This is a genomic window from Nocardioides dilutus, assembly GCF_054779555.1.
The window spans coordinates 177,875-204,058 of sequence record NZ_BAAGYA010000002.1 but is presented as its reverse complement, the minus strand read 5'-3'; the positions used below and the strand labels follow the sequence as shown (position 1 = coordinate 204,058).

General features: G+C 69.4%; 34 protein-coding genes. 12 read left to right on the top strand and 22 right to left on the bottom strand.

The window, feature by feature from the left end; translation table 11 throughout:
- Positions 1-68: 68 nt before the first annotated feature.
- From ACYVC6_RS10550 to glgA, 4 genes are all read left to right on the top strand, one after another.
- A complete protein-coding gene (locus tag ACYVC6_RS10550; RefSeq protein WP_460713755.1) occupies positions 69-911 on the top strand; it encodes a family 16 glycosylhydrolase in 843 nt (280 codons plus the stop codon).
- 74 nt (positions 912-985) lie between these two features.
- The gene (locus ACYVC6_RS10545) at positions 986-1,336 is read left to right on the top strand and encodes a hypothetical protein (protein WP_460713753.1); all 351 of its coding nucleotides are present in this window, start codon (positions 986-988) and stop codon (positions 1,334-1,336) included.
- Positions 1,337-1,351: 15 nt separating this feature from the next.
- Positions 1,352-1,816: a family 16 glycosylhydrolase gene (locus ACYVC6_RS10540; RefSeq protein WP_460713751.1), complete on the top strand. Its 465-nt coding sequence runs from the start codon at positions 1,352-1,354 to the stop codon at positions 1,814-1,816.
- A 20-nt stretch (positions 1,817-1,836) separates the two neighbouring features.
- Entirely contained in the window at positions 1,837-3,054 is a 1,218-nt protein-coding gene (glgA, locus tag ACYVC6_RS10535) for a glycogen synthase (RefSeq protein WP_460713749.1), read from the top strand.
- On the opposite strand, the gene ACYVC6_RS10530 is transcribed toward glgA, so the two are convergent.
- Positions 3,036-3,548: a hypothetical protein gene (locus tag ACYVC6_RS10530; RefSeq protein ID WP_460713747.1), complete on the bottom strand. Its 513-nt coding sequence runs from the start codon at positions 3,546-3,548 to the stop codon at positions 3,036-3,038. The two genes, glgA and ACYVC6_RS10530, sit on opposite strands and share 19 nt — an antisense overlap.
- 143 nt (positions 3,549-3,691) lie before the next feature.
- Here ACYVC6_RS10530 and ACYVC6_RS10525 point away from each other — a divergent pair, with 143 nt between their 5' ends.
- The gene (locus ACYVC6_RS10525) at positions 3,692-4,375 is read left to right on the top strand and encodes a hypothetical protein (protein WP_460713745.1); all 684 of its coding nucleotides are present in this window, start codon (positions 3,692-3,694) and stop codon (positions 4,373-4,375) included.
- On the opposite strand, the gene ACYVC6_RS10520 is transcribed toward ACYVC6_RS10525, so the two are convergent.
- From ACYVC6_RS10520 to ACYVC6_RS10505, 4 genes are all read right to left on the bottom strand, one after another.
- Positions 4,360-4,830, bottom strand: coding sequence for a gluconokinase (locus ACYVC6_RS10520; protein WP_460715326.1), 471 nt, complete (start codon positions 4,828-4,830; stop codon positions 4,360-4,362). The genes ACYVC6_RS10525 and ACYVC6_RS10520 overlap by 16 nt on opposite strands.
- Before the next feature lie 48 nt (positions 4,831-4,878).
- Entirely contained in the window at positions 4,879-5,781 is a 903-nt protein-coding gene (locus ACYVC6_RS10515; RefSeq protein ID WP_460713743.1) for a DUF1707 domain-containing protein, read from the bottom strand.
- Positions 5,782-6,000: 219 nt separating this feature from the next.
- Positions 6,001-6,669, bottom strand: a complete 669-nt coding sequence (locus ACYVC6_RS10510; RefSeq protein ID WP_460713741.1) for a SprT-like domain-containing protein — start codon at positions 6,667-6,669, stop codon at positions 6,001-6,003.
- Positions 6,670-6,879: 210 nt separating this feature from the next.
- Entirely contained in the window at positions 6,880-7,041 is a 162-nt protein-coding gene (locus ACYVC6_RS10505; protein ID WP_460713739.1) for a hypothetical protein, read from the bottom strand.
- A 14-nt stretch (positions 7,042-7,055) separates the two neighbouring features.
- On the opposite strand from ACYVC6_RS10505, the gene ACYVC6_RS10500 reads away from it, so the two are divergent.
- The gene (locus ACYVC6_RS10500) at positions 7,056-7,712 is read left to right on the top strand and encodes a hypothetical protein (protein WP_460713737.1); all 657 of its coding nucleotides are present in this window, start codon (positions 7,056-7,058) and stop codon (positions 7,710-7,712) included.
- On the opposite strand, the gene ACYVC6_RS10495 is transcribed toward ACYVC6_RS10500, so the two are convergent.
- Positions 7,706-8,152 (bottom strand): hypothetical protein, encoded by a 447-nt coding sequence (locus tag ACYVC6_RS10495; protein WP_460713735.1) that lies wholly within the window; start codon positions 8,150-8,152, stop codon positions 7,706-7,708. The two genes, ACYVC6_RS10500 and ACYVC6_RS10495, sit on opposite strands and share 7 nt — an antisense overlap.
- A 65-nt stretch (positions 8,153-8,217) precedes the next feature.
- On the opposite strand from ACYVC6_RS10495, the gene ACYVC6_RS10490 reads away from it, so the two are divergent.
- Positions 8,218-8,706, top strand: coding sequence for a DUF4234 domain-containing protein (locus ACYVC6_RS10490; RefSeq protein ID WP_460713733.1), 489 nt, complete (start codon positions 8,218-8,220; stop codon positions 8,704-8,706).
- A 17-nt stretch (positions 8,707-8,723) separates the two neighbouring features.
- Here the strand turns inward: ACYVC6_RS10490 and ACYVC6_RS10485 are convergent, their stop codons facing one another.
- Both ACYVC6_RS10485 and ACYVC6_RS10480 read right to left on the bottom strand, forming a co-directional pair.
- Positions 8,724-9,062, bottom strand: coding sequence for a TraR/DksA family transcriptional regulator (locus tag ACYVC6_RS10485; protein WP_460713731.1), 339 nt, complete (start codon positions 9,060-9,062; stop codon positions 8,724-8,726).
- Positions 9,063-9,081: 19 nt separating this feature from the next.
- Positions 9,082-9,840, bottom strand: coding sequence for a nuclease-related domain-containing protein (locus tag ACYVC6_RS10480; protein ID WP_460713729.1), 759 nt, complete (start codon positions 9,838-9,840; stop codon positions 9,082-9,084).
- A 119-nt stretch (positions 9,841-9,959) separates the two neighbouring features.
- Between ACYVC6_RS10480 and ACYVC6_RS10475 the strand changes: the two genes are divergently transcribed.
- On the top strand, positions 9,960-10,856 hold the full coding sequence (locus ACYVC6_RS10475) for a hypothetical protein (RefSeq protein WP_460713727.1): 897 nt from the start codon (positions 9,960-9,962) through the stop codon (positions 10,854-10,856).
- Positions 10,857-10,878: 22 nt separating this feature from the next.
- Here the strand turns inward: ACYVC6_RS10475 and ACYVC6_RS10470 are convergent, their stop codons facing one another.
- From ACYVC6_RS10470 to ACYVC6_RS10455, 4 genes are all read right to left on the bottom strand, one after another.
- The gene (locus ACYVC6_RS10470; RefSeq protein ID WP_460713725.1) at positions 10,879-11,439 is read right to left on the bottom strand and encodes a hypothetical protein; all 561 of its coding nucleotides are present in this window, start codon (positions 11,437-11,439) and stop codon (positions 10,879-10,881) included.
- A 155-nt stretch (positions 11,440-11,594) separates the two neighbouring features.
- A complete protein-coding gene (locus ACYVC6_RS10465; protein WP_460715325.1) occupies positions 11,595-11,999 on the bottom strand; it encodes a PIN domain-containing protein in 405 nt (134 codons plus the stop codon).
- Between the two features lie 5 nt (positions 12,000-12,004).
- Positions 12,005-12,259 carry a hypothetical protein gene (locus ACYVC6_RS10460; protein WP_460713723.1) on the bottom strand — a complete coding sequence of 85 codons (255 nt, stop codon included), beginning with the start codon at positions 12,257-12,259 and terminating at the stop codon, positions 12,005-12,007.
- Positions 12,260-12,332: 73 nt separating this feature from the next.
- On the bottom strand, positions 12,333-12,977 hold the full coding sequence (locus ACYVC6_RS10455; RefSeq protein ID WP_460713721.1) for a hypothetical protein: 645 nt from the start codon (positions 12,975-12,977) through the stop codon (positions 12,333-12,335).
- Positions 12,978-13,076: 99 nt separating this feature from the next.
- On the opposite strand from ACYVC6_RS10455, the gene ACYVC6_RS10450 reads away from it, so the two are divergent.
- Positions 13,077-13,538 carry a hypothetical protein gene (locus ACYVC6_RS10450; protein ID WP_460713719.1) on the top strand — a complete coding sequence of 154 codons (462 nt, stop codon included), beginning with the start codon at positions 13,077-13,079 and terminating at the stop codon, positions 13,536-13,538.
- A gap of 15 nt (positions 13,539-13,553) precedes the next feature.
- Positions 13,554-14,195 carry a Uma2 family endonuclease gene (locus ACYVC6_RS10445; protein ID WP_460713717.1) on the top strand — a complete coding sequence of 214 codons (642 nt, stop codon included), beginning with the start codon at positions 13,554-13,556 and terminating at the stop codon, positions 14,193-14,195.
- Position 14,196: 1 nt separating this feature from the next.
- On the opposite strand, the gene ACYVC6_RS10440 is transcribed toward ACYVC6_RS10445, so the two are convergent.
- The 5 genes from ACYVC6_RS10440 to ACYVC6_RS10420 all read right to left on the bottom strand — a co-directional run bounded on the left by ACYVC6_RS10440 (position 14,197) and on the right by ACYVC6_RS10420 (position 18,890).
- On the bottom strand, positions 14,197-14,586 hold the full coding sequence (locus ACYVC6_RS10440) for a type II toxin-antitoxin system VapC family toxin (protein ID WP_460713715.1): 390 nt from the start codon (positions 14,584-14,586) through the stop codon (positions 14,197-14,199).
- A complete protein-coding gene (locus tag ACYVC6_RS10435) occupies positions 14,583-14,816 on the bottom strand; it encodes a FitA-like ribbon-helix-helix domain-containing protein (protein WP_460713713.1) in 234 nt (77 codons plus the stop codon). The genes ACYVC6_RS10440 and ACYVC6_RS10435 overlap by 4 nt, the downstream gene beginning before the upstream one ends.
- A 25-nt stretch (positions 14,817-14,841) precedes the next feature.
- Positions 14,842-16,089: a hypothetical protein gene (locus tag ACYVC6_RS10430; protein ID WP_460713711.1), complete on the bottom strand. Its 1,248-nt coding sequence runs from the start codon at positions 16,087-16,089 to the stop codon at positions 14,842-14,844.
- Positions 16,090-16,142: 53 nt separating this feature from the next.
- A complete protein-coding gene (locus ACYVC6_RS10425) occupies positions 16,143-16,415 on the bottom strand; it encodes a hypothetical protein (RefSeq protein WP_460713709.1) in 273 nt (90 codons plus the stop codon).
- Between the two features lie 87 nt (positions 16,416-16,502).
- On the bottom strand, positions 16,503-18,890 hold the full coding sequence (locus tag ACYVC6_RS10420; RefSeq protein WP_460713707.1) for a LuxR C-terminal-related transcriptional regulator: 2,388 nt from the start codon (positions 18,888-18,890) through the stop codon (positions 16,503-16,505).
- 59 nt (positions 18,891-18,949) lie between these two features.
- Between ACYVC6_RS10420 and ACYVC6_RS10415 the strand changes: the two genes are divergently transcribed.
- Positions 18,950-19,522 (top strand): TIGR03086 family metal-binding protein, encoded by a 573-nt coding sequence (locus ACYVC6_RS10415; protein ID WP_460713705.1) that lies wholly within the window; start codon positions 18,950-18,952, stop codon positions 19,520-19,522.
- 110 nt (positions 19,523-19,632) lie between these two features.
- Here ACYVC6_RS10415 and ACYVC6_RS10410 read toward each other — a convergent pair whose 3' ends face one another.
- Positions 19,633-20,130: a hypothetical protein gene (locus tag ACYVC6_RS10410; RefSeq protein WP_460713704.1), complete on the bottom strand. Its 498-nt coding sequence runs from the start codon at positions 20,128-20,130 to the stop codon at positions 19,633-19,635.
- A 175-nt stretch (positions 20,131-20,305) separates the two neighbouring features.
- Between ACYVC6_RS10410 and ACYVC6_RS10405 the strand changes: the two genes are divergently transcribed.
- Positions 20,306-20,701: a (deoxy)nucleoside triphosphate pyrophosphohydrolase gene (locus tag ACYVC6_RS10405; RefSeq protein WP_460713702.1), complete on the top strand. Its 396-nt coding sequence runs from the start codon at positions 20,306-20,308 to the stop codon at positions 20,699-20,701.
- 87 nt (positions 20,702-20,788) lie between these two features.
- On the opposite strand, the gene ACYVC6_RS10400 is transcribed toward ACYVC6_RS10405, so the two are convergent.
- The 4 genes from ACYVC6_RS10400 to nrdR all read right to left on the bottom strand — a co-directional run bounded on the left by ACYVC6_RS10400 (position 20,789) and on the right by nrdR (position 25,814).
- On the bottom strand, positions 20,789-21,829 hold the full coding sequence (locus tag ACYVC6_RS10400) for a YDG/SRA domain-containing protein (protein ID WP_460713700.1): 1,041 nt from the start codon (positions 21,827-21,829) through the stop codon (positions 20,789-20,791).
- On the bottom strand, positions 21,826-22,080 hold the full coding sequence (locus ACYVC6_RS10395) for a helix-turn-helix domain-containing protein (protein WP_460713698.1): 255 nt from the start codon (positions 22,078-22,080) through the stop codon (positions 21,826-21,828). Before ACYVC6_RS10395 ends, ACYVC6_RS10400 begins: the two co-directional genes overlap by 4 nt.
- Positions 22,081-22,247: 167 nt before the next feature.
- Positions 22,248-25,169, bottom strand: a complete 2,922-nt coding sequence (locus ACYVC6_RS10390) for a vitamin B12-dependent ribonucleotide reductase (RefSeq protein ID WP_460713697.1) — start codon at positions 25,167-25,169, stop codon at positions 22,248-22,250.
- A gap of 135 nt (positions 25,170-25,304) precedes the next feature.
- Complete coding sequence (nrdR, locus tag ACYVC6_RS10385) at positions 25,305-25,814, bottom strand: transcriptional regulator NrdR (RefSeq protein WP_460713695.1); 510 nt, start codon at positions 25,812-25,814, stop codon at positions 25,305-25,307.
- Between the last annotated feature and the right edge of the window lie 370 nt (positions 25,815-26,184).

The following is a 26,184-nucleotide window of genomic DNA, read 5'->3' as shown; positions in this document are numbered from 1 at the left end:
CCACGGGCGGGTCCCCGGAACCGTCGCCAACTGGCCCTGGACAGCCGTCTCATGCTTTGGTGGAAGGCATGCCTCTTGCTCTACGCCGTCCCGTGGTCCTTCTCGTGACCCTGGCCCTGGCCGTCTCCGCCCTCCTCGCCGCCTCCGCCGGCGGCTCCTCCACCGCCGCACCGTCGAGCGCCGGCGTGCGGCTGGACCACATCCCCGCGCCCAACCAGACGGTGCACTACCCGACCAATGCGGGGACCGTCTACCGCTGGGGCAAGCCGAAGTGGACCGACGAGTTCGAGGTCGGCGGCCTCCGCAAGGACTGGGTGGCCAGCAAGGAGGGCCGGGTCAAGACCCAGAGCGGGATGCTCACCGTGATCGCGACCGGCAAGAACGACCGGGTCACCGCCGCCGCCAACAGCGTGAAGGCGCGCTACGGGCGCTGGGAGGCCCGGGTCCGGATCAGGGAGACCAACCACAACGGCCGCCGCTACCGGGCCTACTGGGAGCTCATCCCCACCTCGGACTACCAGTGCGGCGCGAAGAACATCGTGCTGGCGTCGTACCGCAGCCAGGACCGCCGGGTGACCGGCGCGGTCCGCGTGCCCGAGAAGACGCAATACAGCTACAGCAAGCGGCTGGCCCTGCACCAGGGCTGGTTCCACACCTACGCCATCGAGATCACCAAGAACCACATCTCCTGGTTCGTCGACACCAAGGTGATCCACACCGAGCGGCGCAAGGACGCGCTGACCGGCATCGAGTACCGGCCGCGCTTCCGGCTCCAGGGCGCCACGGGCGAGAAGCACCGGACGACCTGGCTGCAGATGGACTGGGTGCGCCACTACGACCTCTCCCGGCCCGGGGCGAAGTCGATCAAGGCACCGCGGATGAAGAAGGGCGTCTACAAGGACCCCTGCTAACAAACCTCCGGGGGCCTGTCCCTGGATTGGCCGAACTGGTCCGCGACCCGGCGCGCGTGCTTACCGTGAAGGACATGCACGCGTCCGTACGCCGCTCCGCGCTGGCGTTGCTCCTGCTCGCACTGGTGGCGACCTCATCGTCCACCGTCGCGGCACCGGCAGCGGCACCGGCAGGGACTCAGAAGGCCGACGCCTACCCGCCCACGCCGGTCTACACCTACCCGACCAACGCGGCCAAGCTGTTCCGCTGGGGCGTCGAGGCGTGGAAGGACGAGTTCGAGGTCAACCCGCTGCGCGAGGACTGGGCGACCAGCGCCGGCGGCGACGTGGTCACCCGCAACGGGATGCTGACGCTGATGGCCTACCCGAGCTCCGGCACCGTGACCGCGACCCCGACCACTCAGAAGGCCAAGGTCGGCCGCTGAGAGGCCCGGGTCCGGGTGTGGGAGAAGAACCGGACCGTCGGGACGCCCTACCGGGTCTTCTGGGAGCTGGTCCCCAACAAGAAGTACCGCTGCGGTGCCAAGAGCATCGTGATCGCGTCTTACGCCCAGGACGAGCTCCAGGCGACCGGTGCGGTGCGAACCCTGCCCAACAACGAGTTCTCGTTTTCGCGGGTCCTGCCCCTCACCCAGGGCTGGTTCCACACCTTCGCGATCGAGGTGACCGACGACCACATCTCGTGGTTCGTCGACACGCTCGTCGTGCACACCGAACGCCGCCCCGAGGCGCTGTCGAACGTGAAGTTCCGGCCACAGTTCCGGATGCAGGCCGTCGACGGCGCCTCGATGCGACCGACCTGGATGCAGATGGACTGGATCCGCTACTACACCCTCAAGCGGCCGGGCGCCCTGCCCATCGAGGCTCCTGAGATGACCATGGGGACCTACGCCGACGCCTGCTGATCTGGACTAGCGTCCGGGGTATGCGCGTGGACATCCTCAGCAAGGAGTATCCGCCCGAGATCTACGGCGGCGCGGGGGTGCACGTGGCCGAGCTGGTCCGGGCCCTGCGGGCTCGTGACGACGTCGAGACCCGGGTGCACGCCTTCGGCGGCCCACGCGACGAGGTCGGCACGGCGTCGTACGCCGACCTGGCCGAGCTGGCCGACGCCAACGGCGCGTTGAAGACCCTCGGCGTCGACCTCGCCATCGCCGACGGCTGCGCCGGCACCGACCTGGTGCACTCGCACACCTGGTATGCCAACATGGCCGGCCACCTCGCCGCCCTGCTGCACGGCGTGCCGCACGTCGTCACCGCGCACTCGCTCGAGCCGATGCGGCCGTGGAAGGCCGAGCAGCTCGGCGGGGGCTACGCGGTGTCGTCCTGGGTCGAGCGCACCGCCTACGAGTCCGCCGCCGCCGTGATCGCCGTGTCAGCCGCGATGCGGCACGACGTGCTGCACTCCTATCCCGACGTCGACCCCGACCGCGTCCAGGTCGTGCACAACGGCATCGACACCGAGCTCTGGTCGCCCGTCGACGACCCCGACCGGGTCCGCAGCCACGGGGTCGACCCCGACCGGCCCTCGGTCGTCTTCGTCGGTCGGATCACCCGCCAGAAGGGGCTGCCCCTCTTCCTGCGCGCCGTCGCCGAGCTGCCGCCCGAGGTCCAGGTGGTGCTCTGCGCCGGCGCGGCCGACACCCCCGAGATCGAGGCCGAGGTGGCGGGGCTGGTCGAGGGGCTCCGCACGACCAGGGACGGCGTCGTGTGGATTCCCGACATGTTGCCGCGCGCCGACGTCGTCGCCCTGCTCAGCGCTGCCACGGTCTTCGCCTGCCCGTCGATCTACGAGCCGCTCGGCATCGTCAACCTCGAGGCGATGGCCTGCGAGACCGCGGTGGTGGCCACCGCCACCGGCGGGATCCCCGAGGTCGTCGTCGACCCACACTCCGGGCTCGGGGCGTCCGAAGGCGCCCAGACCGGCCGGCTGGTGCCGATCGACCAGGCGAGTGACGGCACCGGCACCCCCCTCGACCCGGACCGCTACGTCGCCGACTTCGCCGCCGCGCTCAACCAGGTCGTCTCCGACCCCGACCGAGCCGCGGCCATGGGCCGGGCCGGCCGGCAGCGAGCCATCGAGGCGTTCAGCTGGGCGGCGATCGCGGAGCGGACCCTCGAGGTCTATCGGTCGGCACGCTGACCCTCCCTCCCGGGTCGCACCGCCCTCTCCAGTGACACCACCTCCCCCGGCGCGCGTCTGGGTGGCCGCTCCACCGGGAACAGCTCCTCGTCGAGCGCTATCTCCCGCACCCGGTTGCTGCTGACCACGACCAACCTCGGGCGCGGCCGGTCGACGTCGAGCAGCACCCGCCCCTGCAGCCGGTGACCGCCTGGCAAACCGACCCGGTCAGCCCGCGCGCGTGCCTGCGCCGCCCGCGGCGCCAGCACCTCGCGGATCAGGAACCGCAGCCAGGTCGCCGGGTCCGCGGCCGGCGCCAGGTTGGGGCGGCACTCCAGCACCAGGCAGCAGCCGTCGAGGCACGGCAGCCACGGGGACCGAGGGCTCGGCTGCCCCGGCCACACGCGGCGTGGGCCGGCTCCCGCGCCCGCCAGCCCGCCCACCAGCTCCGCTTCTCGCTGGTCGAGCGGCGGGGTGATGCTGATGCGCTCGCAGTCATCGGCGGCGTCGTACATGGGAGACCTCCGGAGCTCTCGGTTCCTGGTCTCAGAGGCTTTCCGCGACCACCGACGTGTCGAACCGCCAGCCCCGCATGGCTGTGGACAGGCCAGGGCGCCCGGACCCTGTGGACGGCGGCCGGCCCCGATACGGTCACCGCGTGACCGAGCAGACGACCAAGCTGATGTACGCCGCCTGGGGCGACGACCTGGCCGCAGCGCTGCGCGACCCCGGCCTGCACACCCGGCTCGCAGCGGCCGGCGCCAACCGCCTGCAGGTCAACGTGGACGACGAGGCGGTCGCCCCGGCGATGCGGATCCCGACCTTCGAGGAGCCAATCGGCGCGATCGTCAGCGTCTGGACCGACGGTGACGCGGCCCCGGTCACGGACGTCCTGGCGACGGTCACCTCACGGCTGGCCGGCTGGGAGGTCGAGGAGCGGCTGCCGATCCCGCCGCCGGAGGTCGCCGATGGTGAGCGGACGGACGCGCTGGCCAACGTCGCGGTGCTGCGCCGGCCCGACGAGCTGAGCGTGGACGAGTGGAGGCACAACTGGCTGGTCGACCACACGCCCGTGGCGATCGCCACGCAGGCGACCTTCGGCTACGTGCAGAACGTCGTCGTCGGCCCGGTCACCGAGGACGCGCCGCGGGTCGACGCGCTGGTCGAGGAGCTGTTCCCGAGCGGGGCGATGACCGACATGCACGCGTTCTACGGCAGCGGCGGTGACGACACCGAGCTCAACGACCGGTTCACCCGACTCATGACCAGCGTGGCGCGGTTCGGCGCGGACCGCGACCTCGACCTGGTGCCGTCGAGCAGGTACGTCTACTCGCTGGCGTAGGCAAGGTAGGCCGCCACGACGTCATCGACCGACTGGTCGACGCCAACCGCGAGCCCGCGCTCGTCCGGCGACAAGGGCTCCAACGCGGCGAGCTGGGAAGCCAGGAGCGCGGCGGGCATGAAGTGTCCGGGCCGCCCGGCCTGACGGCGTTCGATGACCTCGCGGCTGCCCTGCAACAGCAGGAACTCGACGGGCGGGCAGTGGCCGCGCAGCTGGTCGCGGTAGGTCCGCTTCAACGCCGAGCAGGCGATCACGCCGCCGTCGGCATGGTCGCGCAGCCACTCACCCACGCGGTCGAGCCACGGCCGGCGGTCGTCGTCGTCCAGCGGCTCGCCACGCGCCATCTTCGCGATGTTGGCGCTGGGGTGCAGGTCGTCGCCGTCCTCGAAGGGGACCCGCAGCCGACCGGAGAGCGCAGCCCCCACGGTTGACTTCCCCGCACCGGACACGCCCATCACGACGACCGGGTGGTCGAGTGGCACGAGCGGGAGGTACCCGTCCCCCTACTTGCCGTACTCGCTCTCGTAGAGGATCTCGCCCTCGAGCGTGGCGACGACGTAGGCGCCCTCGCCGTAGTCGTTGGTGGCGTAGGCCGACATCCGCGGGCCCTCTGAGGCGATCGAGTCGAGGTTGGCGTACCAGCTGATCGGGTCCTCGACACGGCCGCGGACGTCCTCGACCAGCGTGACCATCACGTCGGGGTCGACGCTCGCGAGGTCGATGCGCGGCGCGTCGCTGGTGCTCTTGATGTCGTTGGCGACCAGGGTGCGGCCGTCCCAGTAGTAGCTGCGGTAGCGCTTGCCGGTCTCCTGCTCCGGCACCGACAGGACGGCGTAGCGCGGGTAGAGAGTCGCGCTGAACACCATCGTCGAGCCGGTCTCCTCGGAGAGGGCGGCCACCAGGTCGTCGTAGCCCTGGGCCCTCAGCACGTTGACGCCGTTCTCGCCCGGCTCCTGGCCTGGGAGGTAGGTCGTCTCGTCGACCGGCTGGCCGAAGTTGATCTCGTCGAAGGTGTCCCTGGCGCTCACCAGCCCGATGATCACTCCGGCGATCGGCACGATCACGCTGATCAGGACGACCACGGCGATGATGCCGCCGATGGCCTTGCCGCCCGTCTTGGTCAACGCCTGGAGCTCCGCGCTGTCGGGGACGCTCTGGCCCGGGCCGTAGTTGACCAGGGGCCACGGGGGCTGGCCACCCGCAGGGGGCGCGCCGGCGGTCACGGTCGGCGCGGTGACGGCTGCGGCCCCGGCTGCAGGCAGGAGGTCGCGGACGATCATGTCGAAGTCGTGGTCGCTCGACGCGTTCTTGATCTGGTCGATGCGCATGTCGTGGTCGGCCTGCACGATGCGGCCTGACTTGAGAGCGGCCTCGACGAGCGAGATCGCCTGGCGGCGGTCGGTCACGGCACGAACCCTAGTGCCCAGCACCGGTGGTTAGGCAGAGGTTTCGATCCCCAGAAACGCGGCGTCTCCCTGGGCGAACCGGCATCCGGAGAAGGCAGCTCGGCCTCCCCGGGAGGGGTCGAGTCGCCATCACCGGATGTCCCCGATCGGTCCGAGATCGCCCGGGAGACACCTGCGTCGTACGGCATGAACAACGCAGGACTCCCGGAGAGGTCACGCTCATCTGGCCGGCTCGACCCAGGCGAACGGCACGCGCACGACCTGGCGCCCGGCGCGCAGGTGGTAGGAGGTGCGGCCCCGCTTGACGATCCGGCCGACCACCCCGTGGAAGTCGCCGGCCACGGTGACCCGGGCCCGTGAGCCGACCGGCAGGAGGACGACGTACTTGCCGGCGCGGAGCCGCTCGAGCTCGGCGACGTAGTTGGGGTGCATCTCGGCGGGGCGCCCGTGGTGGGTCCACTCGTAGAGGTGGGTCAGGTCGAACCGGCTGGAGCAGGTGCCGCAGGTCGTCACCCGCTCGGGCCGCTTGTGACGCTCCTGGGTGTGGCCGGCCGAGCACACCCCCAGCCACGCGGCCGCCACCCGCGGCGAGTCGGTCGAGACGCACCGCTCGCCGGTGGAGCCGATGCTCATCGCCACTTGGCGCCAGTGGGCGTCGTGACCGTGCTCGGGGCCGGCCAGCGCATGGGCGATCTCGTGGAGGATCGTGTCGCGCACGTCGTCGTCGGAGTGCAGCGCCGTGAGCGGTGCGCTCAGCCCGATCGTCTTGTCGCGGTAGCGGCACACGCCCGCCCGCCGCTTGGCGTTGTCATAGGCCACCTGCCAGTCGTGCAGCCCGTGTCGCGCGAGCAGGTGCTCGGCGAGGGCGTAGGCGTCACGCAGGTCCATGGGTCAGGACCGTACGACGGCGCGCCGACAAGCCGAGGGAGGCGAGCGCAGCGAGCCTACGAGGCGGCGCTGGTCGAGGAGGTCGCGCAGCGACCGTCTCGAGACCACGCAAGCCGGCGCTGGGACGCCACCAACCGCCGGGTCACCCCAGGTGCCTTCGCTGCGGAGGTCTCGAGACAGGCGCTGCGCGCCTTCCTCGACCACCGTCGTTCACTTGCTCGCTTCGCTCGCATCGTTCACTCGGGCGTGCAGCCGCTCGCGCACCTCGTCGGGGGTGAGCGCGGCCCGCTTGCGCTGGTCGCGGGCGATGACCACGCCGGTGGCCGCCACGCCCGCGACCCCGGCCAGTCCGAGCCACTTCCACAGACTCACGCGATGATCGTGCCATGACCCTGCCGCCTCGTGCCGAGTCGCGCCTGACCCTCGACCACGCCTGCGAGATCACCCGGACCGGGGACGTCTGGATCTTCCGCGGCGGCTCGGTCGCCGACCATGCGATCCGGCTGCTCACCAACGCGCCGGTCAACCACGTGGGGATGGCCGTCGTCCTCGACGACATGCCGCCGCTCATGTGGCACGCCGAGCTGGGCAAGGGTCTCCTCGACGTCTGGGCCGGGCAGCACCACCGTGGGGTTCAGCTGCATGACCTCCGCGAGGCGGTGGTGCAGTGGACCGGCCGCTACGGCCAGGAGGCCTGGCTGCGCCAGCTCGACGTGACGGTCACCAAGGACATGGAGGACCAGCTGCTGCGCACCATCGCGACGATGGACGGCACGCCCTTCCCGTCGACGGCCAAGCTGATCGGACGCGTGGCGCGCGGCAAGGCCCGCCGGGTCGCCGGTGCCGAGCTCGCCTACTGCGCCGAGGTCGTCGCCGCGTCGTACGCCGCCATGGGGCTGCTCGGCGCGGACCGGCCGACGAACTACTACGACCCGGGGAAGTTCTGGTCGGGCGACGACCTCGAGCTGCTCCGTGGCGCTCGGCTCGGCGCCGAGATCCGGGTGCTGACTCCCGAACCCCAGGCTCAACCCGAGGCTCAGTAAGAGACAGCGCGCCCGCGGTCGGTCAGCTGCCAGATCCCGGGCTGAGCGGGGACGATCAGCCCCTCGTCGATCATCGCCTTGCGCTCGGCGCGGGCGGCGGTGTGCCAGCGGACCTCGCCGGTGGGTGCCTTCTGGCGGTCACGCTCGAGCAGCACCTCGGCCATCCGCTCCTCGAGCAGCTCCATGACCTCGGCGGTCTCCAGCGCCCCTTCGTCCATGAGCAGCTGCACGATGTAGGGACGGAACGTCTCCTGCTCGGTCCGCTTGCGCACGGGGCTCGGCTTCGTGGTCGTCGTGCGGACCGATGGCTTGCGGGTCGCGGTCGCCCGTGGCGCGCGTGGCGTGCGAGGGGCTGGGGCCGCGACGGGCGGCGGTGCGGGCATCCCGTGGATGCACGTGCTGAGCGGCAGGTCACACAGGTCGCAGTAGTCCTCGGCCACGACTCCGACCGTACCGACCCCGCGCCTTGCCCCCACAGCGGCCCGGGTCGGCGTACTGTCCGGACGTGACCGAGACCCCAGACCCCACCCAGCCCACCACTCCCGCCGCGCCGCCGGCGGACCAGGCGACACCGCCCGCGACCCCGGCGTACGCCGCCGCACCGCCTGCCAACGCCGCACCCCAGAGCGGCCAGGTCGGCAAGGTCAGGGGCACGGGCATGTGCATCCTGCTCCTGATCGTGACCCTCGGGTTCTACTCCCTCTACTGGTTCTACTCCACGCACGAGGAGATGAAGCGGCACAGCGGCCAGGGCCTCGGCGGCGTGGTCGCCCTGCTCCTCGGGCTGTTCGTGGGCTTCGTGATGCCCTACCTGACCTCCAACGAGGTGGGTGGGCTCTACGAGCGACAGGGCAAGCCCAAGCCGGTGAGCGCCGCGACCGGCCTGTGGTACTTCCCGGGCATGCTGATCCTCATCGGCCCGATCGTGTGGTTCGTCAAGACCAACGGCGCGCTCAACGACTACTGGAAGTCGATGGGCGCACCGGCCAGCTGACCGGCCATCTCACACAGTCACGCGCACGCCACGCAGAGCCGCGCCGTCGGGCGGGCCTCGAGGCGGCCGTCCGGGATGGCCGTGCCGCAGCGCTCGCAGACGCCGTAGGTTCCGAGCGCGACGCGGTCGCGAGCCGCGTCGAGCTCGGCGAGATGTGCCTCGGCCTGCCGGACGAGCGCGCCGACCTGGGAGCGCTCGAACGCGATCGTGGCGCCCTCCGGGTCGTGCTCGTCGTCGGCGTTGGTGTCGCGCGAAGCCTCGACGAACCCGCGATGGTCGTCGCGCAGCTGCGCGAGGCGGGCTTCGGTGCGCCGCCGCTCGGCCTCGATCAGTGCACGAGCGGCCTCAGGTGTCACCAGGCGGAGGGTAGCCGCGTCAGCGGTTGACGATCTTCTCCTCGATCGTGTTCTGGATGGTCTCGAAGGTGTCGGCGAACGCATGCGGCGAGAGGATCAGCGTCGCGGCGAACCAGACGGCGATCGCGATCCGGATCACCGGTACGCCGCGCATCGGCCGGGAGTCGCGCCGGTTGGCCTGCTTGACCTCGCGATGGCCGGCTCGCGCGGCAACCTTGACCAGGCCTCGGTCCTGCAGGTGGTGGTGCAGCTGGCCGGAGGCGATGGTGATCTGGTGGGTCGACATGCTGTGGACCCGCGACTCGAGCACAGCCGCCAGGTTGTCGGTCGAGACGACCAGCAGCCCGTCGACCTGGGCGTCCAGGCCCTCGGCGCCCGCCACGCACAGGACCGGCTTGACCAGCCGCTGCGGCACTCCGGGGGTCAGCAGGGCGACCGCGGCCGCTGCCTCCGTCAAGGACGCGACGACCGAGTCCTGGGTGGTCCCCTCGTAGCGGAGGCGCTCGCCGTAGACGCTGACGTCGCCGCTCCAGGGCTTGGTCTCGATGACGTAGACCCCCGAGGGTCCGACGACGACGTGGTCGACGTGCCCGTAGCGGCCTCCCGGCCACTCGAGGTCCTTGATGACCGTCCAGACGTTCGGGTCGAGCTCGTCGAGGGCGTGCGTCGTCCGCAGCTGAGCCTCCACCCGCCGTGCGTCGGCGTCCCCGACGAGGGGCAGGCGGGGTGGCACCGGTCGGCGGTGCCGCGACCTGTCCATGGCGTACTTGTCCCCCATCGGGGCCTCCCGAAAAGTGCTTCAGGGCCACCGTAGGAGGGGACGGCCCTGCTCGTCCGCGGAACGCCGGAATGCGTCAGGCGCTGGTCTGCACCAGCCCGATCCTTCACACTTGCCCCGTGCGTCGTACCCGCCTCCACCGCGTCCTCCCCGCCCTCGTCCTCGCCGGCGGGCTGCTGACCGCCTGCGGCGAGGAGACGACGAGCGACGGCAGCGACCGCAAGCCCGACGTCGCGACCGAGGAGTCGCCGCGACTCACCCCGCGTACGGCGTCCTTCGCCGTCCTCGACGACGCGCGCGCCGAGCTCGCACTGCTCTCACAGGGCAACCTGGGCGCCGCCTTCGAGGCCGACCCGTCGTCCGACGAGGCAGACGACCCCGACAACCCCGGCGCGACGACGGCGACCGGTTGCGAGTCCGACGTGTCGTTCGAGGACCGCTTGGACCCCGAGGGCCTGTCGCTCGGGGACGCCGACATCGACTACTGGATGTTCGACGACGTCCGGCTGATGGCGGTCACCAGCGTGGTCAGCTCGTTCGGCGACGAGGCGACCGCCGAGGCGGCCTTCGAAGCGCTCTACGCGGACATCGGCGAGTGCACCCACTTCGAGGACGCGTCCGAGGACGGCACCGAGACCACCGTCATCGACGTCACCGTCGACACCGACCCGGCCACCGGGGACGTCGACGACCAGTTCGACATGGTCGGCGGCGGCAGCTGGTCCTTCGACGGGCAGAACATTCCCCTCGGCGTCGGCTTCGCGATCGCCCGGATCGACAGCAACATCACGATGGTGATGCTGCTCAGCATCGGCGTGACCGAGGACAACGAGCTGCTGGCGCCCTACACCGAGATCGCCGCCGACCGCCTCGTCCAGGTCGCCGCCGGCGAGACCCCGGAGGACGTCGCGGCCCCACTGCCGTCGGCCACGCCGCAGGTCAAGGCGCCGATCGAGCGGACGCCGGCCTCGCTGGCGGACTTCTACGCCGCCGCGCCGGGGATCCTGGGCGACTGACCCCCGGCCCGACGGCGCGTCGTCAGGAGAGCGGGCCGCTCAGCACCTTCTTGGTGAACTTGCCCGCCGCCGGGACGTAGTCAGCCTTGCCGGCCGGCTTGTCCGAGCGCCACGACTTGACCGACACCGCGAACTTCGGACCTGCCTTGAGGCACTTCGGCTCGAACCTGACGATCGACTTGAAGCCGGTCATCTTCAGGTCCATGCAGCCGCGCTTGGTGATCTCCTTGCCGTCGTCCTCGGTGTTGAACGAGGTGGTCTGGAAGACCTGGTATTCGGAGAAGGAGTCGCCGGACAGGTGGATGTCGGGCTGCGCGTCGGCGTCGATGTTGAGCCAGAGGTCGATCGCGTCGCCGACCTCGACCTCGCGGCCGTGCTTCACGACCACCTTGGCCTTGGTGGTGCTGGTCTTCTGGCTGCTCAGGACGACCTTGACGATGTCGTAGGCCTTGCCCGGCTCCACCGGGTCCTCGACGACGCGCTTGGTCTGGGCGGCGTGGGCGGCCGGGGCGAACCCGACGATCAGGGCGGCGGCGACGCCGGTCGCCGACAGGCTGCGGAGGATGCGGAGGTTGTGGCTCATCGGTGCTCCCGAATGCGTGAGTGTTGCGTCGGTGGAGGGGGTTGTCGCCATCGTAAGCGCGGATCGCCTTTCGAAAAGTCCGCAGTCGCCGCGGCCTGTGCGCCCGACGCCGACGCCGCCGACAGACGCCTGAGACAGCTCCTGACCTGTGGGAGCTAGATCTGGAGGACCCGCACCCCACGCATTCCCGCGGCCAGAGCAGTGATGTCTGCGGCGTCCGCGGTGGCGATCAAGGCGGGTCCGGTGCGTGCGGCCACAGCCACGACTGAGGCGTCGACGTGATCTGCTGACCCGCGCCCGGCCCGGGCGAGGACGTGGCCGATCTCGCGCGCCAGAGCGCGATCCGTGTCCACCACGACGATGGCCGGGAAACGGTTGAGACAGGCATCGACGACCTGGTCGTGCGGATGTCCGCGATACAGCTCGGCCAGAACGGCGGCCGGCACCAGGATCTCCTCCTCCTGGAGAAGGGCCGCTCGCAGCATGTTCACGGCCGTGGCCGTCGAGGCCGCCCTGGTCCCGGTTCTCGCTACGGCCGAGAGCGCCTCTGAATCGAGCACGACGGTCACGCGCCGGCGATCTCCGCCTCGGCCTCCTGCATCAGGGCGCGGATTCGCTCCACCTCGTCGGGATCCGCGGGGCCGTAGTCAGCCTCGAGCTCCTCGACGAGCTCCTTGAGCGAGGCGCGCCGCTTGCGCCGCTCGACCTCCTCGCGCAGCAGGGCGTTGACGGTGGCCGACAGAGCCGCAGGGTCCGAGCCCAGCACCTCGACGATGTCCGGGTCGAGGGTCAGCGTCTTGCGCACCTTCCCGTCGCTCATACTCGGATCATACTGCTGCTGGATCGACCGCGGGACGCGCCGGAACCCCGTCAGCTTTAGCTCCCGGTCGGGCTCAGTCACCTGACGCCCGTCGCCCCGCGAGGTCGACGACCCCTGACTGCTCGCCCGCCGGCGTACGCCGCCAGCGTCGCGGTCGTGCCTGGGCCGCCAATCGGTCGATCGCGGCCTCGTAGGGCAGCGGCGGGCGGCGGGCGTACTCGCTGAGGCCTCTCCTGAGCTCCTCCTCACGGACCTCGTTGTCGGTCACGGTGATGGCGAACAGCCGCTTCGTGTCGCGGCGGCAGCCGACGACCATGCCCTCGAGCCGATGGTCGAAGGTGAAGTGCTCGAACGCCGGCAGCCCGGACTCTGATGCGATGGCGCCCGGCCGCAGGAAGTGGTTGATCAGGTAGCGCAGCCACGCGACCGGCTCATAGAACTTCTCCCGCCCGTCGAATGACAGGCAGCACCCGGTCCAGCACGGCTCCCACTGGCACCACAGCTGCGGCTGGCCGCGACCCGGGCGGTTGTAGCGATCGATGTCGACATCCGCGCGACCTGCCTGGTTCTCCGCAGACGGGTTGCCGGGCACGGCGTAGGGCCCGTCCACCCGGTCGTAGCGGCGCGACTCGCTGAACGCAGTGAGGTATTCGATCTCGTCCTGGTTGAGGGCGGGCTCGATGTCGATGTGGCCGATGAAATCTGTCGTGTATCCCATGCACCCACCTTGCGCGCACATCGAGGCACCTGGGGCCGCGGTGGCCACACCTGTGGATGACCGAGTGCACCCTCGAGGGCTGTGCACGATGGTCGGCTCATGACCAGACACGAGTACGACGTCCGCGACCCCGCCCAGCTCGTCCGCGACATCGCCGAGCGCGTCGTCCTGACCGAGGGCACCGCGCAGCTGGCCCTGGTGGCCGACGTGTCGCGGACCCAGCAGATCGTCCGGGTCGACACCCTGAGGACACCCGCGGAGATCTTCGACGACGACGCCCCGCGCGAGGAGCTGCGCAAGGTCGTCGAGAGCTGGTCGATCCCGTGGGTCCGGGGCAAGCGCCCCACCCACACCCCGGTGCTCGTCGTCGTGCGACGCGGGCTCTGCGTCTTCGGACCCAACGAGTCGATGTGGCTGACCGCCGACCGCTACGCCAACCACCTCGCCGACCTCTGGACGATGCAGCTCGTCCTCGTGACCGAGCACGGCTGGCTCGACTTCATGACCTACGACGCCGGCAGCACCCCGGCTCTCGTCCCCGCAGAGTCACCGGTGATGTGAGGCACCATGGAAGACATGGCGACCCTGCCGGGCAACGAGCTCACCCGGAGCGACCTCGAGGCCATGCCCGGCTTCGGCCTCTCCTACGAGCTCGACGACGGCGCGATCTGGATCCGCTCCGACCGCAAGCTGACGTCGACCGACCTCGAGGTCATCGCCCATGACGACCGCCGCCGCTATGAGCTGCTCGACGGCGAGATCCTGGTGACCGCCGCGCCGGGCGACCGGCACCAGGCGATCGTCGTCAACCTGATCGTGCTGTTGAAGGCTGCCTGCCCGTCGGATCTGCGGGTCCGCACGGCGCCCTACGACGTGACGCTGAGCGACCACACCGTGGCCCAACCCGATGTCGTGGTCGCCCGCAAGGCCGACCTCACCCCGCGCGGTCTGCCTGCTCCGCCACTGCTCGTCGTCGAGGTGCTTTCCCCCTCCACCCGCCGCAGCGACCTGGTCCGCAAGAGGCAGATCTACGCCGAGGCCGGCTGCCCGCACTACTGGGTGGTCGACCCCGGCGACGAGACCCGTGAGACCTCGCTGACCGCGTGGCGCGTCGACAAGGGTCAGTACGCCGAGGTGGCCGCCGTCGCCGGCGGCGACTCATGGTCGACCGACGAGCCGTTCCCGCTCGCTGTAGTGCCGCGCGACCTCGTCGACTGAGCTAGTCAGGGACGACGAACTCGCAGCGTGGTCCGTTGGCTGTGGCGAGCCGCCGGTCGAGCGTGGCGAGCGGGAGCTCGAGAGCTTCGGCGAGGGCGACGTACCAGGCGTCGTATGCCGTCACCGCACCCCGCAGCTCCCAGACGCGTTTCGCGAACGGCGCGAACGGCCACAGCTCGACGTCGGCTCCGATCACGTCGTTCAACGTGGCTGCTGCCGTCCTACGGTCCACTTGGCCGCCCGACTCCAGCCTTCTCAGCACGTTCGCGACCTCCGCAGGCAAGGCATGCGGCGCGGCACCGCTCTCCTGAAGGACTCCGACGGCCCAATCACCGTGGCTGGGGTCGTCGACGCTCGCGGCGAGCACGACCGAAGCGTCGATGACGATCATCGTCGGTCAGCCTTCAAGGCATCGAGGATCTCCTCGGTGGTGATGTTCAAGCCGGCCCGCCGGGCCCGCCGTTGCGCTCGAGCAAAGATCTCCTGGTTGGACGGTCGGTCGACCAGTTGCGTCAGCTCCTTCACGAGGTATTGCTGCATCGACCGTCCCTCCGCGGCAGCGCGGGCCGCGAGCTTGTCGCGGACGTCGGCCGGGACATCGCGGATGGTGATGGACGGCATGCTTGCATTATGCATGCACTGGCCCTCACGCCGCCTCACGACAGAGCCGAGCCAGCTCGGTGCACCGGCTGCGGACGGGTTCGATCGATCCCGCCGCCAGGATGTCCCAGTGGTGCTCGTGCTCGGGCGCCACGCAGTGCAGCCGCAGCGCCTCGACGACCCGTGGCTCCACCAGCACGGTCGCCAGGTGTGGCCCGACCGCGCTGACGGCGTCCGCGCCGGACACCTCGACGGCGATGAGCGCGAACTCCGCCAGCATCACGCCGTTCGCCACGAAGTCGTCGAGCCCGGCCGCGCGCAGCTCGACCAGCCGCCCCGGCGGCTCGTGCTCGTCGAGGTGGTCGGCCAGCTCAGGGTCCATCGGCAGGATGTCGCTTGAGTAGAGCGTGTGGTTGACCACCGAGAAGCCGGACGGCAGCCGACCCTGGTGACAGCCGTTGGTGACCGCCGGCACCCACAGCGGCCAGTCGTCCTGTGGTCCGTCGCTGTTGGCCACTCCCTGCGCCGTCTCGAGGTCGACCGAGATCGGACGCTTCTGGAACATGAGCCCCGGCCCGGACGAGATGGGCCCGAGCCGACCGATCACCGGCTCGTCACGCTCGCGGTCGGCGAGCGCGCCGATGTTGAGCACCTCGATCTCGCCGTTGTCCGCGAGATCCACGACGCGCAGGAGCGGCCCGACGGCGTCCTTGATGACGTAGCCGCCGAGCTCGGCAAAGGCCCACTCGACGACGTGGTCGCATCGGTCGAGCAGGCCGTTCTCGGCCTTGATGTCGATGTAGTCGTAGATCCCGCCGTACTCGTGCAGTGCGAGCTCCTCGCACAGTCGGTCCCCCGCAGCGATGCGCGTGCCGAGCTCGGCGAACGCAACCGGGTCGTCGAGCAGCGGCTCGGCGAGGTCCCAGTGGGCCATGAGCATGAGCTGCTTGACTGCGTCATCGACGCGAGTGTCGTGCTCGACCAGCATCCAGCGATAGGCGAGGTCGAGGCACCAGCGGGAATACATCCACGGCGGTGCCTCCTCACCGAGGACCACCAGCTCGCGCAGCATGAAGGGATAGCGCCCTCCCTCCACCTGCAGACCCGATTGCTGGAAGTTGTACGCCGCCAACGCGTCGCCGCGCGCGCCGGCGTCGATCTCGGCGCGCAGCAGCTCCACGTCGTCCTCGGTGATCAGGTGGTCGACGTCCTGGCCGGGCCGCACGGTGGCGACCCGGCGACGCCGTGGCGGGGTGGGCTTGCGACGTGGCTTCCGCTTGCGTGACTTCGGCATGCTCCGACACTGCCGACATCGCGGCGAGCACGCGACCGGTCATCCACAGGCAGCTAGGCCGGGAAGGCTCCGAGGAACTGCCCCAGCGACGGGCGACCGAGGTGGCCGGCCTCCTGCATGATCCCGGGGGTCTCGGGGTCGGTGGCGAACGCGGTCCAGCCCTCCTCGTCCCAGTCGAAGACCGCCCAGACCCGGTCCTCCTCGATCGGGTCGCGGTAGACGGTGGAGCCCTTCGACCCGTGCGACCCGCGCTTGTCGGCGCCGGCCGTGCCGTAGACCTCCAGGAAGTGGTCCAGGTCCTTCACCTTCGTGGTTGCCAAGATCATCGTTCTCTCCCTCTCTCGCCAGCACTTGTCGGCTGGATCAGGAGGAACACTGCGCCGATGAGTCCCCGGGCACATGAGGAGACCTCCTCATTCCGGGCCCCCATCTTGGCCGGCCACCTCGTGCTCGAGCGCCCACCTGGTGGCCGCCGCTCGGTTGGTCACGCCGAGCTTCGTGTAGATGTGCTGGATGTGGTTGTCGGCCGTCTTCGCCGAGATGAACAGCCGTTCGGAGATCGCGCGGGTGGTCGCTCCGTCGGCGATCAGCCGCAGCACCTCCATCTCTCGGGCGGTCAGGCCGGCCAGGGCGCCCTGCTGACCCGCGACGGCGAGTGCCTGCCGGGCCACGTCGATCTGGTGGAGCGCGTACGCCGCCGTGTCCTGCAGCTCCATCGCCGCACCCGTGGCGGCCCAGCGCTCCGACCGCTCATTGCCCCATGAGTCCCGCAGCCGGGGGCCGAGATCGGCGAGCGCAGGAACATGGTGGAAGCTGGCCGGTTCCCGGGACATGGCACCGAGCAGCGTGCCCGCGGCGGCCGGTCGGTCGAGGCGTTCGAACAAGGCCGGCAGGCTGGCGAGGGTGATCACCAGCTGCGCCACAGCACCGGTGCGCAGGAACGCCTCGATCGAGGCTGCGAACAGCGTCAGCGCCGACTCGAGCTGACCGTCCGAGGTGTGCAGCAGCGCGGCGTCCCGGGCCACGAACCCCTCGAAGAAGCGCACGTCGTGCTCTCCGATGTAGGCCACCGCCTCGTCCCAGGTCTCCAGCGCACGCTGCGGATCCGCCTTCGCCCAGGCCAACCCGACGATCCACGACGTGTAGGCGACCCAGTACGGGTTGCCGAGCTCGTGCGCGGCCTGGACCGCGGCCTCGGCGAGCTCCAGCGCCTCGGCGACCCGGCCGGCGGACTGCAGCCCGTCGATGTAGGCGGCGATCCCGTAGGCCCGGCTCGTGCCGGGCAGCGCCGCGACGTCATGGGTGAGCTCGACATAGCGGGAGAGGTTGCCGCAGTAGACCCGTCCGAGGGCCTCGATGAACGTCGCGTAGCCGGGCTCGCAGGACTCGTAGCCCGGTCGCCCCTCCAGCTCGACCGCGCGATGTGCGTTGGCGGTCGCGGCCGCGGCCCGCCCGACGAAGCAGGCATACCCCGCCGCGGCGTACAGCCGAGGCAGCCGCGGGACGTCGGCGCGCACCGCCTCCTCGAGCAACGCCTCCGCCCACCCGATCGTCTCGAAGAGCTCGACCGAGAAGCCCATCAGGGCAGCGTGGGCGGCGACATCCGTCGCCACCACCACCTGGCCACGCTCGACGCTCCACCGGAAGGCGGACCGGAGGTTGGCCAGCTCGACCCGCACCCAGTCGACCTGGTCATGCCACTCGGGCCCGTTCCACCGCTCCCATCGCAGGGCGGCTTCGCTCGCGAAGTGAGCGGCGTGACGATCGCGAAGGGTCTCGTGTCCGGACCCGTCCGCGAGGCTCTCGTGGGCGAACGTCCGGATGGTCTCGAACATGCTGTAGCGGGTGCGCGCCGCACCGTGATGAGCGACGACCAGGGACTTGCGCACCAACGAGTCCAGGAGCCGCAGGATCTCCACGTCGTCGCTCGCCTCGGCGACCGCGCAGAGCGAGGGCAGGTCGAAGCCGCCCGCGAACACCGACGCCGTCCTCAGCACCGTTCGCTCGGCGTCGTCCAGCAGGTCGACGGACCACGCCACCGTGCTGCGCAGAGTCGACTGGCGGTCCGGTCCGTGATCCGGCCCGGTCAGCAGCCGGAACCGGTCGCCAAGTCGGTCCCGCACCTCGGCCGCACTCATCGCGGCCATCCGCGCCGCGGCCAGCTCGATGCCCAGGGGCAAGCCGTCCAGCGTCTGGCAGATCTCGACCACGGCATCGGCGGTCTGCTCGTCGTAGATCCCGAAGCCGGGCCGCGCGGTGGCGGCCCGCTCCACGAACAACCCCACCGCATCGGAGGTCAGGCCACCGTCGACTGCCAACGGCGCGACCGGCACCACAACCTCGCCGGCCACCAGCAGCCGTTCCCGCGACGTGGCGACGATCCGTGGCGTGTCGGAGCGGGCAATGACCTGTCCGATGGCGGCGGCCGCAGCCGACAACACGTGTTCACAGTTGTCGACCACGATGAGCAGGCGCCGTCCGGCCACCGCCTCGGCGACGGTGTCGATGACAGAGGTGTCGCCCTGCGGGGTGATGCCGAGGGCGTTGGCGATGGCGTCGGGGACGGCGCCGGGATCACCGACAGGTGCCAGCTCGACCAGCCACACCCCGTCCGGGAACTCGTCGGCCAGCCTGGTTGCGACGGCTACGCCCAGCCGCGTCTTTCCCACTCCACCGATACCACTGAGCGTCACGAGCTGGTGGGTGCGGACCAGCGACCCGACCTCGGTCACCGCGTGGTCGCGCCCGATCAAGGTCGCGACCGCCCTGGGCAGGTTGCCTCGGCGTACCTCCCGGCTCACGCCGCCAGTCTGGCCCGTTCGGCGTGAGTAGTGTGGGCGCAGTCCGGAGGGGGCACGAGATGGACGATCTGACGCTGCTGGCTGAGGCGGAGCTCGAGCTGAGCCGGGTCATCGGAGAGCTCGCCGACGCGGAGATGGACCTGGTCAGCAACTGCCCGCCCTGGACCGTACGCCGCCTCGCCAGCCATGCGATCAAGAACCAGCTCTTCTGGGCCGGCCTCGTGACCGGTCACGACCTCATGCCACAGGACGAGGCGATGGCCGCCGTGCCCTACGAAGGGGACCTCGCTCCCATCGCCGCCGAGGCCACAGCGCAGGTGGTGGAGCTGTGGCGCACCGACGGCGTGATGACCGCGACCCACGCCACGCCGTTCGGCGAGCTGCCCGGCGCCGTGGTCATCAACTTCGCCCTCGTCGACGCGGCCGCCCATGCGTGGGACGTGTCCGCAAGCGTGGGTCGCGCCATCGAGTTCCCACCCGAGTGGATCCCTGGGATGACCCGAGTCGTGGAGCTGACCTGCACCGAGCACACCGTCGAGATCGGACTGGTCAAGCCACCCACGACACCACCTCCCGACGCCACCGACACCCAACGGCTGATGGCCGCGGCGGGCCGGACCATCCCGGCCTAGCTGCAGCCTCTGGTGCTGCCGCAACCCAGGCGGCGGCAGGGGGTCGGTCGCGCCTGGCCGGAGGCCTCTCCTGGCTCGATCTGCGGACCTGACGTCGCCGACTCAGGCGGCTACAGCGGCCAGCCGCTGAGATGCACTCGAGTCTCGGTGTACGACACAAGGTCGTCGAATCCCCGCAGTTCGACGGTCGAGGTCGAGTCCGGCCTCAAGGTCACGTTGCCGCTGACCTCGCCGACGTTCTGCTCGCCGTCGTACAAGTCGACTGTCACGAACACTTCGATGTCCCGGTCGAACGGGTTGGTGATCGCCACCTGCCCGGCGAAGCGGCCGCCGCTGTCGAAGATCTCGAGGTCCGAGTACGTCGGACCGTCAGCTGGCGACGAGGCACTGGTTCCCGACTCGGGCGCTTCCCTACGGAAAGCGTCGTAGGCAAGCCACACGTCAACAGCGAGAACGATGAGCACCAGGCATGTCAAAGAAGTCCTGACGAACGAGAAGAAGCGCCCTGCGAAGCTTCGGCGCTTTGGCGTGCGGGGTTCCATCTGCTCGACTTCACGGCGCAGCCGCGCCGCCTTCTGCAACGCCTCAGCAGGCTCTGATGTGGACACCCTGACCATCCGTTCTCCCGGCCAGGAACCTAAGAGGACAACAGCTGGTGTGTCTTGAGATCTGACGAGAACCACCCGCTTGGGCGTCGGCACGATGTGTGCGAGTGGTGGTCGCGGCCACGGAGCGACTCTTCGAACTCGACCTACACTGCGCCAGGAGTCGAGGAGAGCACGCTTGAGCCATATCGAGGTCGTAGGCGCGGTCATCGTGAAAGACGGCAAGGTCCTCTGCGCGCAGCGTGGTGACGAGGGCAACCTGCCATTCAAGTGGGAGTTCCCTGGCGGCAAGATCGAGCCAGGAGAGAGCCCGCGCGAGGCTCTTCAACGCGAGATCGACGAGGAACTCAAGTGCCTCGTCGCGGTCGGCGAGCAGGTTGAGAGCACAACGCATGACTACGACTTCGCCACAATCACCCTCACCACGTTCTACTGCACATTGCTGGAGGGGGATCCGCAGCTAACTGAGCACGCCCAGGTTCGGTGGTCGAGCCCCGAAGCAATAGCGGAACTCGACTGGGCCCCCGCGGACATCCCGGCGATCACCAGGATCCAGCGGGACCTTGCGTGCTAGCACCCGCCGACCTTGAGCCACGAGCGTGCTCCGCGCAGAGGGCGCTACCTGCGAACACCGATGGCCGAGCGCTGGCTGGATCTTCCATCAAGGAGACAGGTCGTGCTTCCCCACAATGTCGTGACCGTGATGCATCCGGTGGTAGCGGACATTGTTCAGGTCGATGTCGTGGTCAGAATCAACCGAGAGCGTGTCGATCACATTGCCATCGGCGTCGCGGGCGCTGAGGTCGTCGTCAAGGTAGATGCCGCCCTTGTCAAACGCTGCGTGGTGGTTGGGACAGAGGCACAGGACGTTGCCCATCGTGTCGGGGCCGTGATGGGGCTTGCCTAGCGGGCGGATGTGGGCGCCTTCGGAGTAGTAGCCCGTCCTGGTGGCAAGTTGGGTGCCGCAGATCTGGCAGGCGTTGACGTACATGACTTTCACCGTGGCGGTGATCTTGGTGTCCCGGATTACCCGCTGGCTGATTACGGTCTTGATACCGGGATCGGTCTTGCCTGCGGGTATGACGATTTCGGCAGGCGCATCGAAGAACGGGTCTATCGGGCGCGCGGATCGCGAGGGAGCTTCGTCCCCGCCCATGGGTCCGGATCCAAGGTCGTGCTCGGTGTAGGCCAGCGCGTTGGCTTCGCTGTTCTCCGGCGGCGTGTGGGAGGCGGCTTCCTCTGGCGTTAGTTGGACGAGGTGGAACATCCAACGGCGGAAGCCGTCTTCGGGGATCAATGGGTAGTGCTTGATGACCTTGTAGAGGCCGTCGTAGCGATAACCAGTCGGGGGTGAGTAGTCGGGTGCTCCCTTCCAGCCGCGGATGATGCGGATGGGTTCACCAGTCGCTTCGCTAGTGACGAGGGCAGCGTTGTCGCTGGCGTCGAGATCTTGGTCGGCGATGTGTCGCTTCCGATTCTGCGGGTCTTGGCCGCCGGAGCCGGTGTAGAAGATCTCGTGGCCGTAGTCCTCGTCGGTGTCGTAGCCGCCGTTGAGGACGATCGAGGCGCAGCCGACGCTTCGGTTGCCTGCGATGCCTTGTACTCGAACTTGGTGGACACCTTCCTCGGCGGCCTCGATGCGGCTCTCGTAGGTCGTGCCGACGGGATGGCCCAGGATTTCACCAAAGAAGTAGTCGGTCACCGCTCGATCTCCAGAAGGAGGTCGGTCCAGGTGATATCGAGAGCGATCGTGACGGCATGGAGGGTGCCGAGAGTGGGGTTGGCGGTGCCTGCCTCGAGGCGCCGCACCATCTGGACCGAGACGCCGGCGCGTGTGGCGAGGTCTTCCTGCGTCACTCCCCGACTGGTGCGGTGCCCACGCAGAGCGCCGGCGAGGGCGGCCGCGACGGGTTCGGGGAGAGGCCGATGAATCCCCGCCTTGGTGTTTGACACCCCGCCACACTGGGAGGCGCAGACACTAGGTACGAGAACATAAATGTTCTCTCCGCGATTAGGCGTCCACGCTCAGACCCCCTCGGTCCTTCTGAACACACCACCGGCCCGGTTCTCGAGGTCGAGGTCCGGACCGGTGGTTGTTGGCGGCAGTCAGCCGCGAAGGATCAGCTACATCCCGAGGTCGATCCGCAGCCCTCGCAGACGTAGCAAGAGCCGGCGGGGCGCATCTTCGTGCCGCAGGTCATGCAGAGCGGGGAGTCGATGGCAGTGCCGGTGATCTTCTCCATGAGCTCCGCGGAAGTGTGGGCTTCCTTGACCTCGGCGACCGGGGCTTCAGTCTCAGCGTCGGCTTCCGTGGTCTCGACGACGCTCGCTAGCGCTCGCTGCTCGACCACCGACTCATCATCGATCAGCTCGGCGGGCGAGCCGATCTCCTCGAGGACGGGCTCGTAGGAGCCGGTCTCGAGGTAGCGCTGGCGCTCCTCGGCGGAGTAGATGCCCATCGCCTCGCGCTGCTCGAAGGGCAGGTAGTCGAGGGCGAGCCGGCGGAAGATGTAGTCCATGATCGACTGGCTCATCCGGACGTCGGGGTCGTCGGTGAGGCCGGCGGGCTCGAAGCGCAGGTTGGTGAACTTCGAGACGTAGGTCTCCAGCGGGACGCCGTACTGAAGGCCGATCGAGACCGCGATCGAGAACGCGTCCATGACACCGGCAAGCGTGGAGCCCTGCTTGCCGAGCTTGAGGAAGATCTCGCCGAGCTCGCCGTCGTCGTGGGCACCCGAGGTCATGTAGCCCTCGGCGCCACCGACGGTGAACGACGTGGTGCGCGAGACCCGGCTCTTGGGGAGCCGCTTGCGCAGCGGGGCGTGGACGATCTTCTCCACGACCTTGGTCTCGGCGTCGCCCGCCATGTGGGCGGCGGCGCGGCCCTGGTCCTTCTTGGACGAGTCGGACTTGCCGTCGGACAGCGGCTGGCCGACCTTGCAGTTGTCGCGGTAGATGGCCGTGGCCTTGAGGCCGAGCTTCCAGGACTGGAGGTAGACCTCCTCGATCTCCTCGACCGTGGCGGACTCGGGCAGGTTGACGGTCTTGCTGATGGCACCGCTGAGGAACGGCTGGCAGGCCGCCATCATCCGCACGTGGCCCATCGGCTTGAGGGCCCGGGCACCCATCGCGGTGTCGAAGACCTCGTAGTGCTCGAGCTTGAGACCGGGCGCGTCGATGACGTGGCCGTGTTCGCCGATGTAGGCGACGATCGCCTCGACCTGCTCAGGCTGGTAGCCCATCTTGCGCAGCGCCCGCGGGATCGTCTGGTTGACGATCTGCATCGAGCCGCCGCCCACGAGCTTCTTGAACTTGACCAGCGAGAAGTCCGGCTCGATGCCGGTGGTGTCGCAGTCCATCATGAAGCCGATGGTGCCGGTGGGCGCGAGCACCGAGGCCTGCGCGTTGCGGAACCCGTTCTTGGCGCCGATCTCCTGGACGTCGGCCCAGGCGACGGTGGCGAGCTGGTGGACCTGGCGGTCCGCGATCCCGAGCGTGCGGACCGTGTCGTTGGCGGCCTGGTGCTTGCGCATGACCCGCTTGTGGGCCTCGGCGTTGCGGGCGTAGCCGGCGTAGGGGCCGACGACGCCGGCGATCTCGGCCGAGCGGCGGTAGGAGGTGCCGGTCATCAGCGAGGTGATCGCGGCGGCCATGGCGCGGCCGCCGTCGGAGTCGTAGCCGAGACCCATCGCCATCAGCAGCGCGCCGAGGTTGGCGTAGCCGATGCCGAGCTGGCGGTAGTCACGCGTGGTGACTCCGATCGCCTCGGTCGGGAAGTCGGCGAAGCAGATGGAGATGTCCATCGCGGTGATGATGAACTCGACCGCCTGGGCGAACCGGACGGCGTCGAAGGTGTCGTCGTCCTTGAGGAACTTGAGCAGGTTGAGCGACGCGAGGTTGCACGAGGAGTTGTCGAGCGACATGTATTCCGAGCACGGGTTGGACGCGGTGATCCGGCCGGTCTCGGGGTTGGTGTGCCAGTCGTTGATCGTGTCGTCGTACTGAAGGCCGGGGTCGGCGCACTCCCACGCGGCCTGGCTGATCTTGCGGAACAGCTCGCGGGCGTCGACGGTCTCGATGACCTCGCCGGTCTTGCGGGCGCGCAGGCCGAACTCGGTGCCGTCCTCGACCGCGCGCATGAACTCGTCGCTGACCCGGACCGAGTTGTTGGCGTTCTGGTATTGCACCGAGGTGATGTCGTGGCCGCCGAGGTCCATGTCGAAGCCGGCGTCACGCAGCGCGCGGATCTTGTCCTCCTCGCGCGCCTTGGTCATCACAAACTCCTCGATGTCGGGGTGGTCGACGTCGAGGACGACCATCTTGGCCGCGCGGCGGGTGGCGCCACCGGACTTGATGGTGCCCGCGGACGCGTCGGCGCCGCGCATGAAGGAGACCGGGCCGGACGCCGTGCCGCCGCTGGAGAGCAGCTCCTTGGACGAGCGGATCCGGGAGAGGTTGAGGCCGGCACCCGAGCCGCCCTTGAAGATGAACCCCTCCTCCTTGTACCAGTTAAGGATCGAGTCCATCGAGTCGTCGACGGAGAGGATGAAGCACGCGGAGACCTGCTGGGGAGAGGCCGTGCCGACGTTGAACCAGACCGGGGAGTTGAACGAGAAGTACTGGTGGACGAGCAGCCAGGTCAGCTCGTGCTCGAAGAGCTCGGCGTCGGCCTCGGACTTGAAGTAGCCGTTGTCCTCGCCGGCCTTGCGGTAGGTCTTGACCACCCGGTCGATGAGCTGCTTGAGGCTCCACTCGCGGGCGTCGGTGCCGACCGCGCCGCGGAAGTACTTCGTCGTGACGATGGTGGAGGCGTTGACCGACCAGAAGTCGGGGAACTCCACGCCGCGCTGCTCGAAGACCGTCTCGCCGGTCTTCCAGTTGGTCTGGACGACGTCGCGGCGCTCCCAGGTGAGCTCGTCGTAGGGGTGGACGCCCTCGGTGCTGAAGACGCGCTCGATCGTGAGCCCGGTGCCGCTGTTGGCCTTGGCACCGGCCTTGCCGCTCGAGGGCCCGTTGGACGGCCCGTTGACTACCTCGGTCATGCGCTTCTCCCCTGTGCGTCGTATCTCGATTGTTGCTGGTGCCACCGACACTCCTGGGTGAGTACGGCGGCTGGGCGAATCAAAGGTGTTGCGCCCGGTACGCCGCTTCCCCACGACGTACCGGGCGGTCTGTGGTCAGCCCGTGTTGGCGGGCTGGGGCTGGTCGGCGAGCTCGCCGACCAGCTCGGCGAGCTGCTCGGCGCGGTGGCTGCGCAGCGAGGCGATCTCGATCTCGAAGTCCTCGGCGGACTCGAAGGACTTGTAGACGCTGGCGAAGCGCAGGTAGGCGACCTCGTCGAGCTCGCGCAGCGGGGCCAGGATGGCCATGCCGATCTCGTGGGCGGGGAACTCGGCCTGCCCGGAGCCGCGCAGCGCGTCCTCGACCGCCTGGCCCAGGCACGCGAGGTCGTCCTCGGTGACCGGCCGGCCGTTGCAGGCCTTGCGGACACCGGCGATCGCCTTGTCGCGGCTGAAGGCCTCGGTGGCCCCGGACCGCTTCACCACCGTGAGCTGCATCAGCTCGAGGGTGGTGAACCGCTGCTCGCACTCGGCGCACACCCGGCGGCGGCGGATCGAGCCGCCGTCCTCGGCGACCCGGGAGTCGAGGACCTTGGTGTCGGTGTTGCGGCAGAACGGGCAGTGCATCCTCGGTCCTCCTCTCGTGACGGTCGTGGGCGCGCTTCAACGACCCGGCGTCGGGCGTCCTGGAACTGTGGATAACGGGCGTTTCCCTGTGTAGAACAACCGGCTAGCTGTGCGACCTATGCCCCGATCTGGGGACTAGATGTGGATAACTACACCGGTGTAAGTACTACATCTAGTGGTGACGGTACGCCCGTGGGGTCGGGCCACGCAAGACCCCGACCGGCTCTTTTTTGATCTGGGTCACACTCCGTGCGTTTGCGCAGGTCAGAGGGCCTGGCCCGGCTTCCGGACCGGCGTGTCGAGGCTGTGTCGAGGCCGTGTCGGGACTGCCGCGTGGCGCACCGGCACCGAGCGGCCCGGCGGGCCAGAA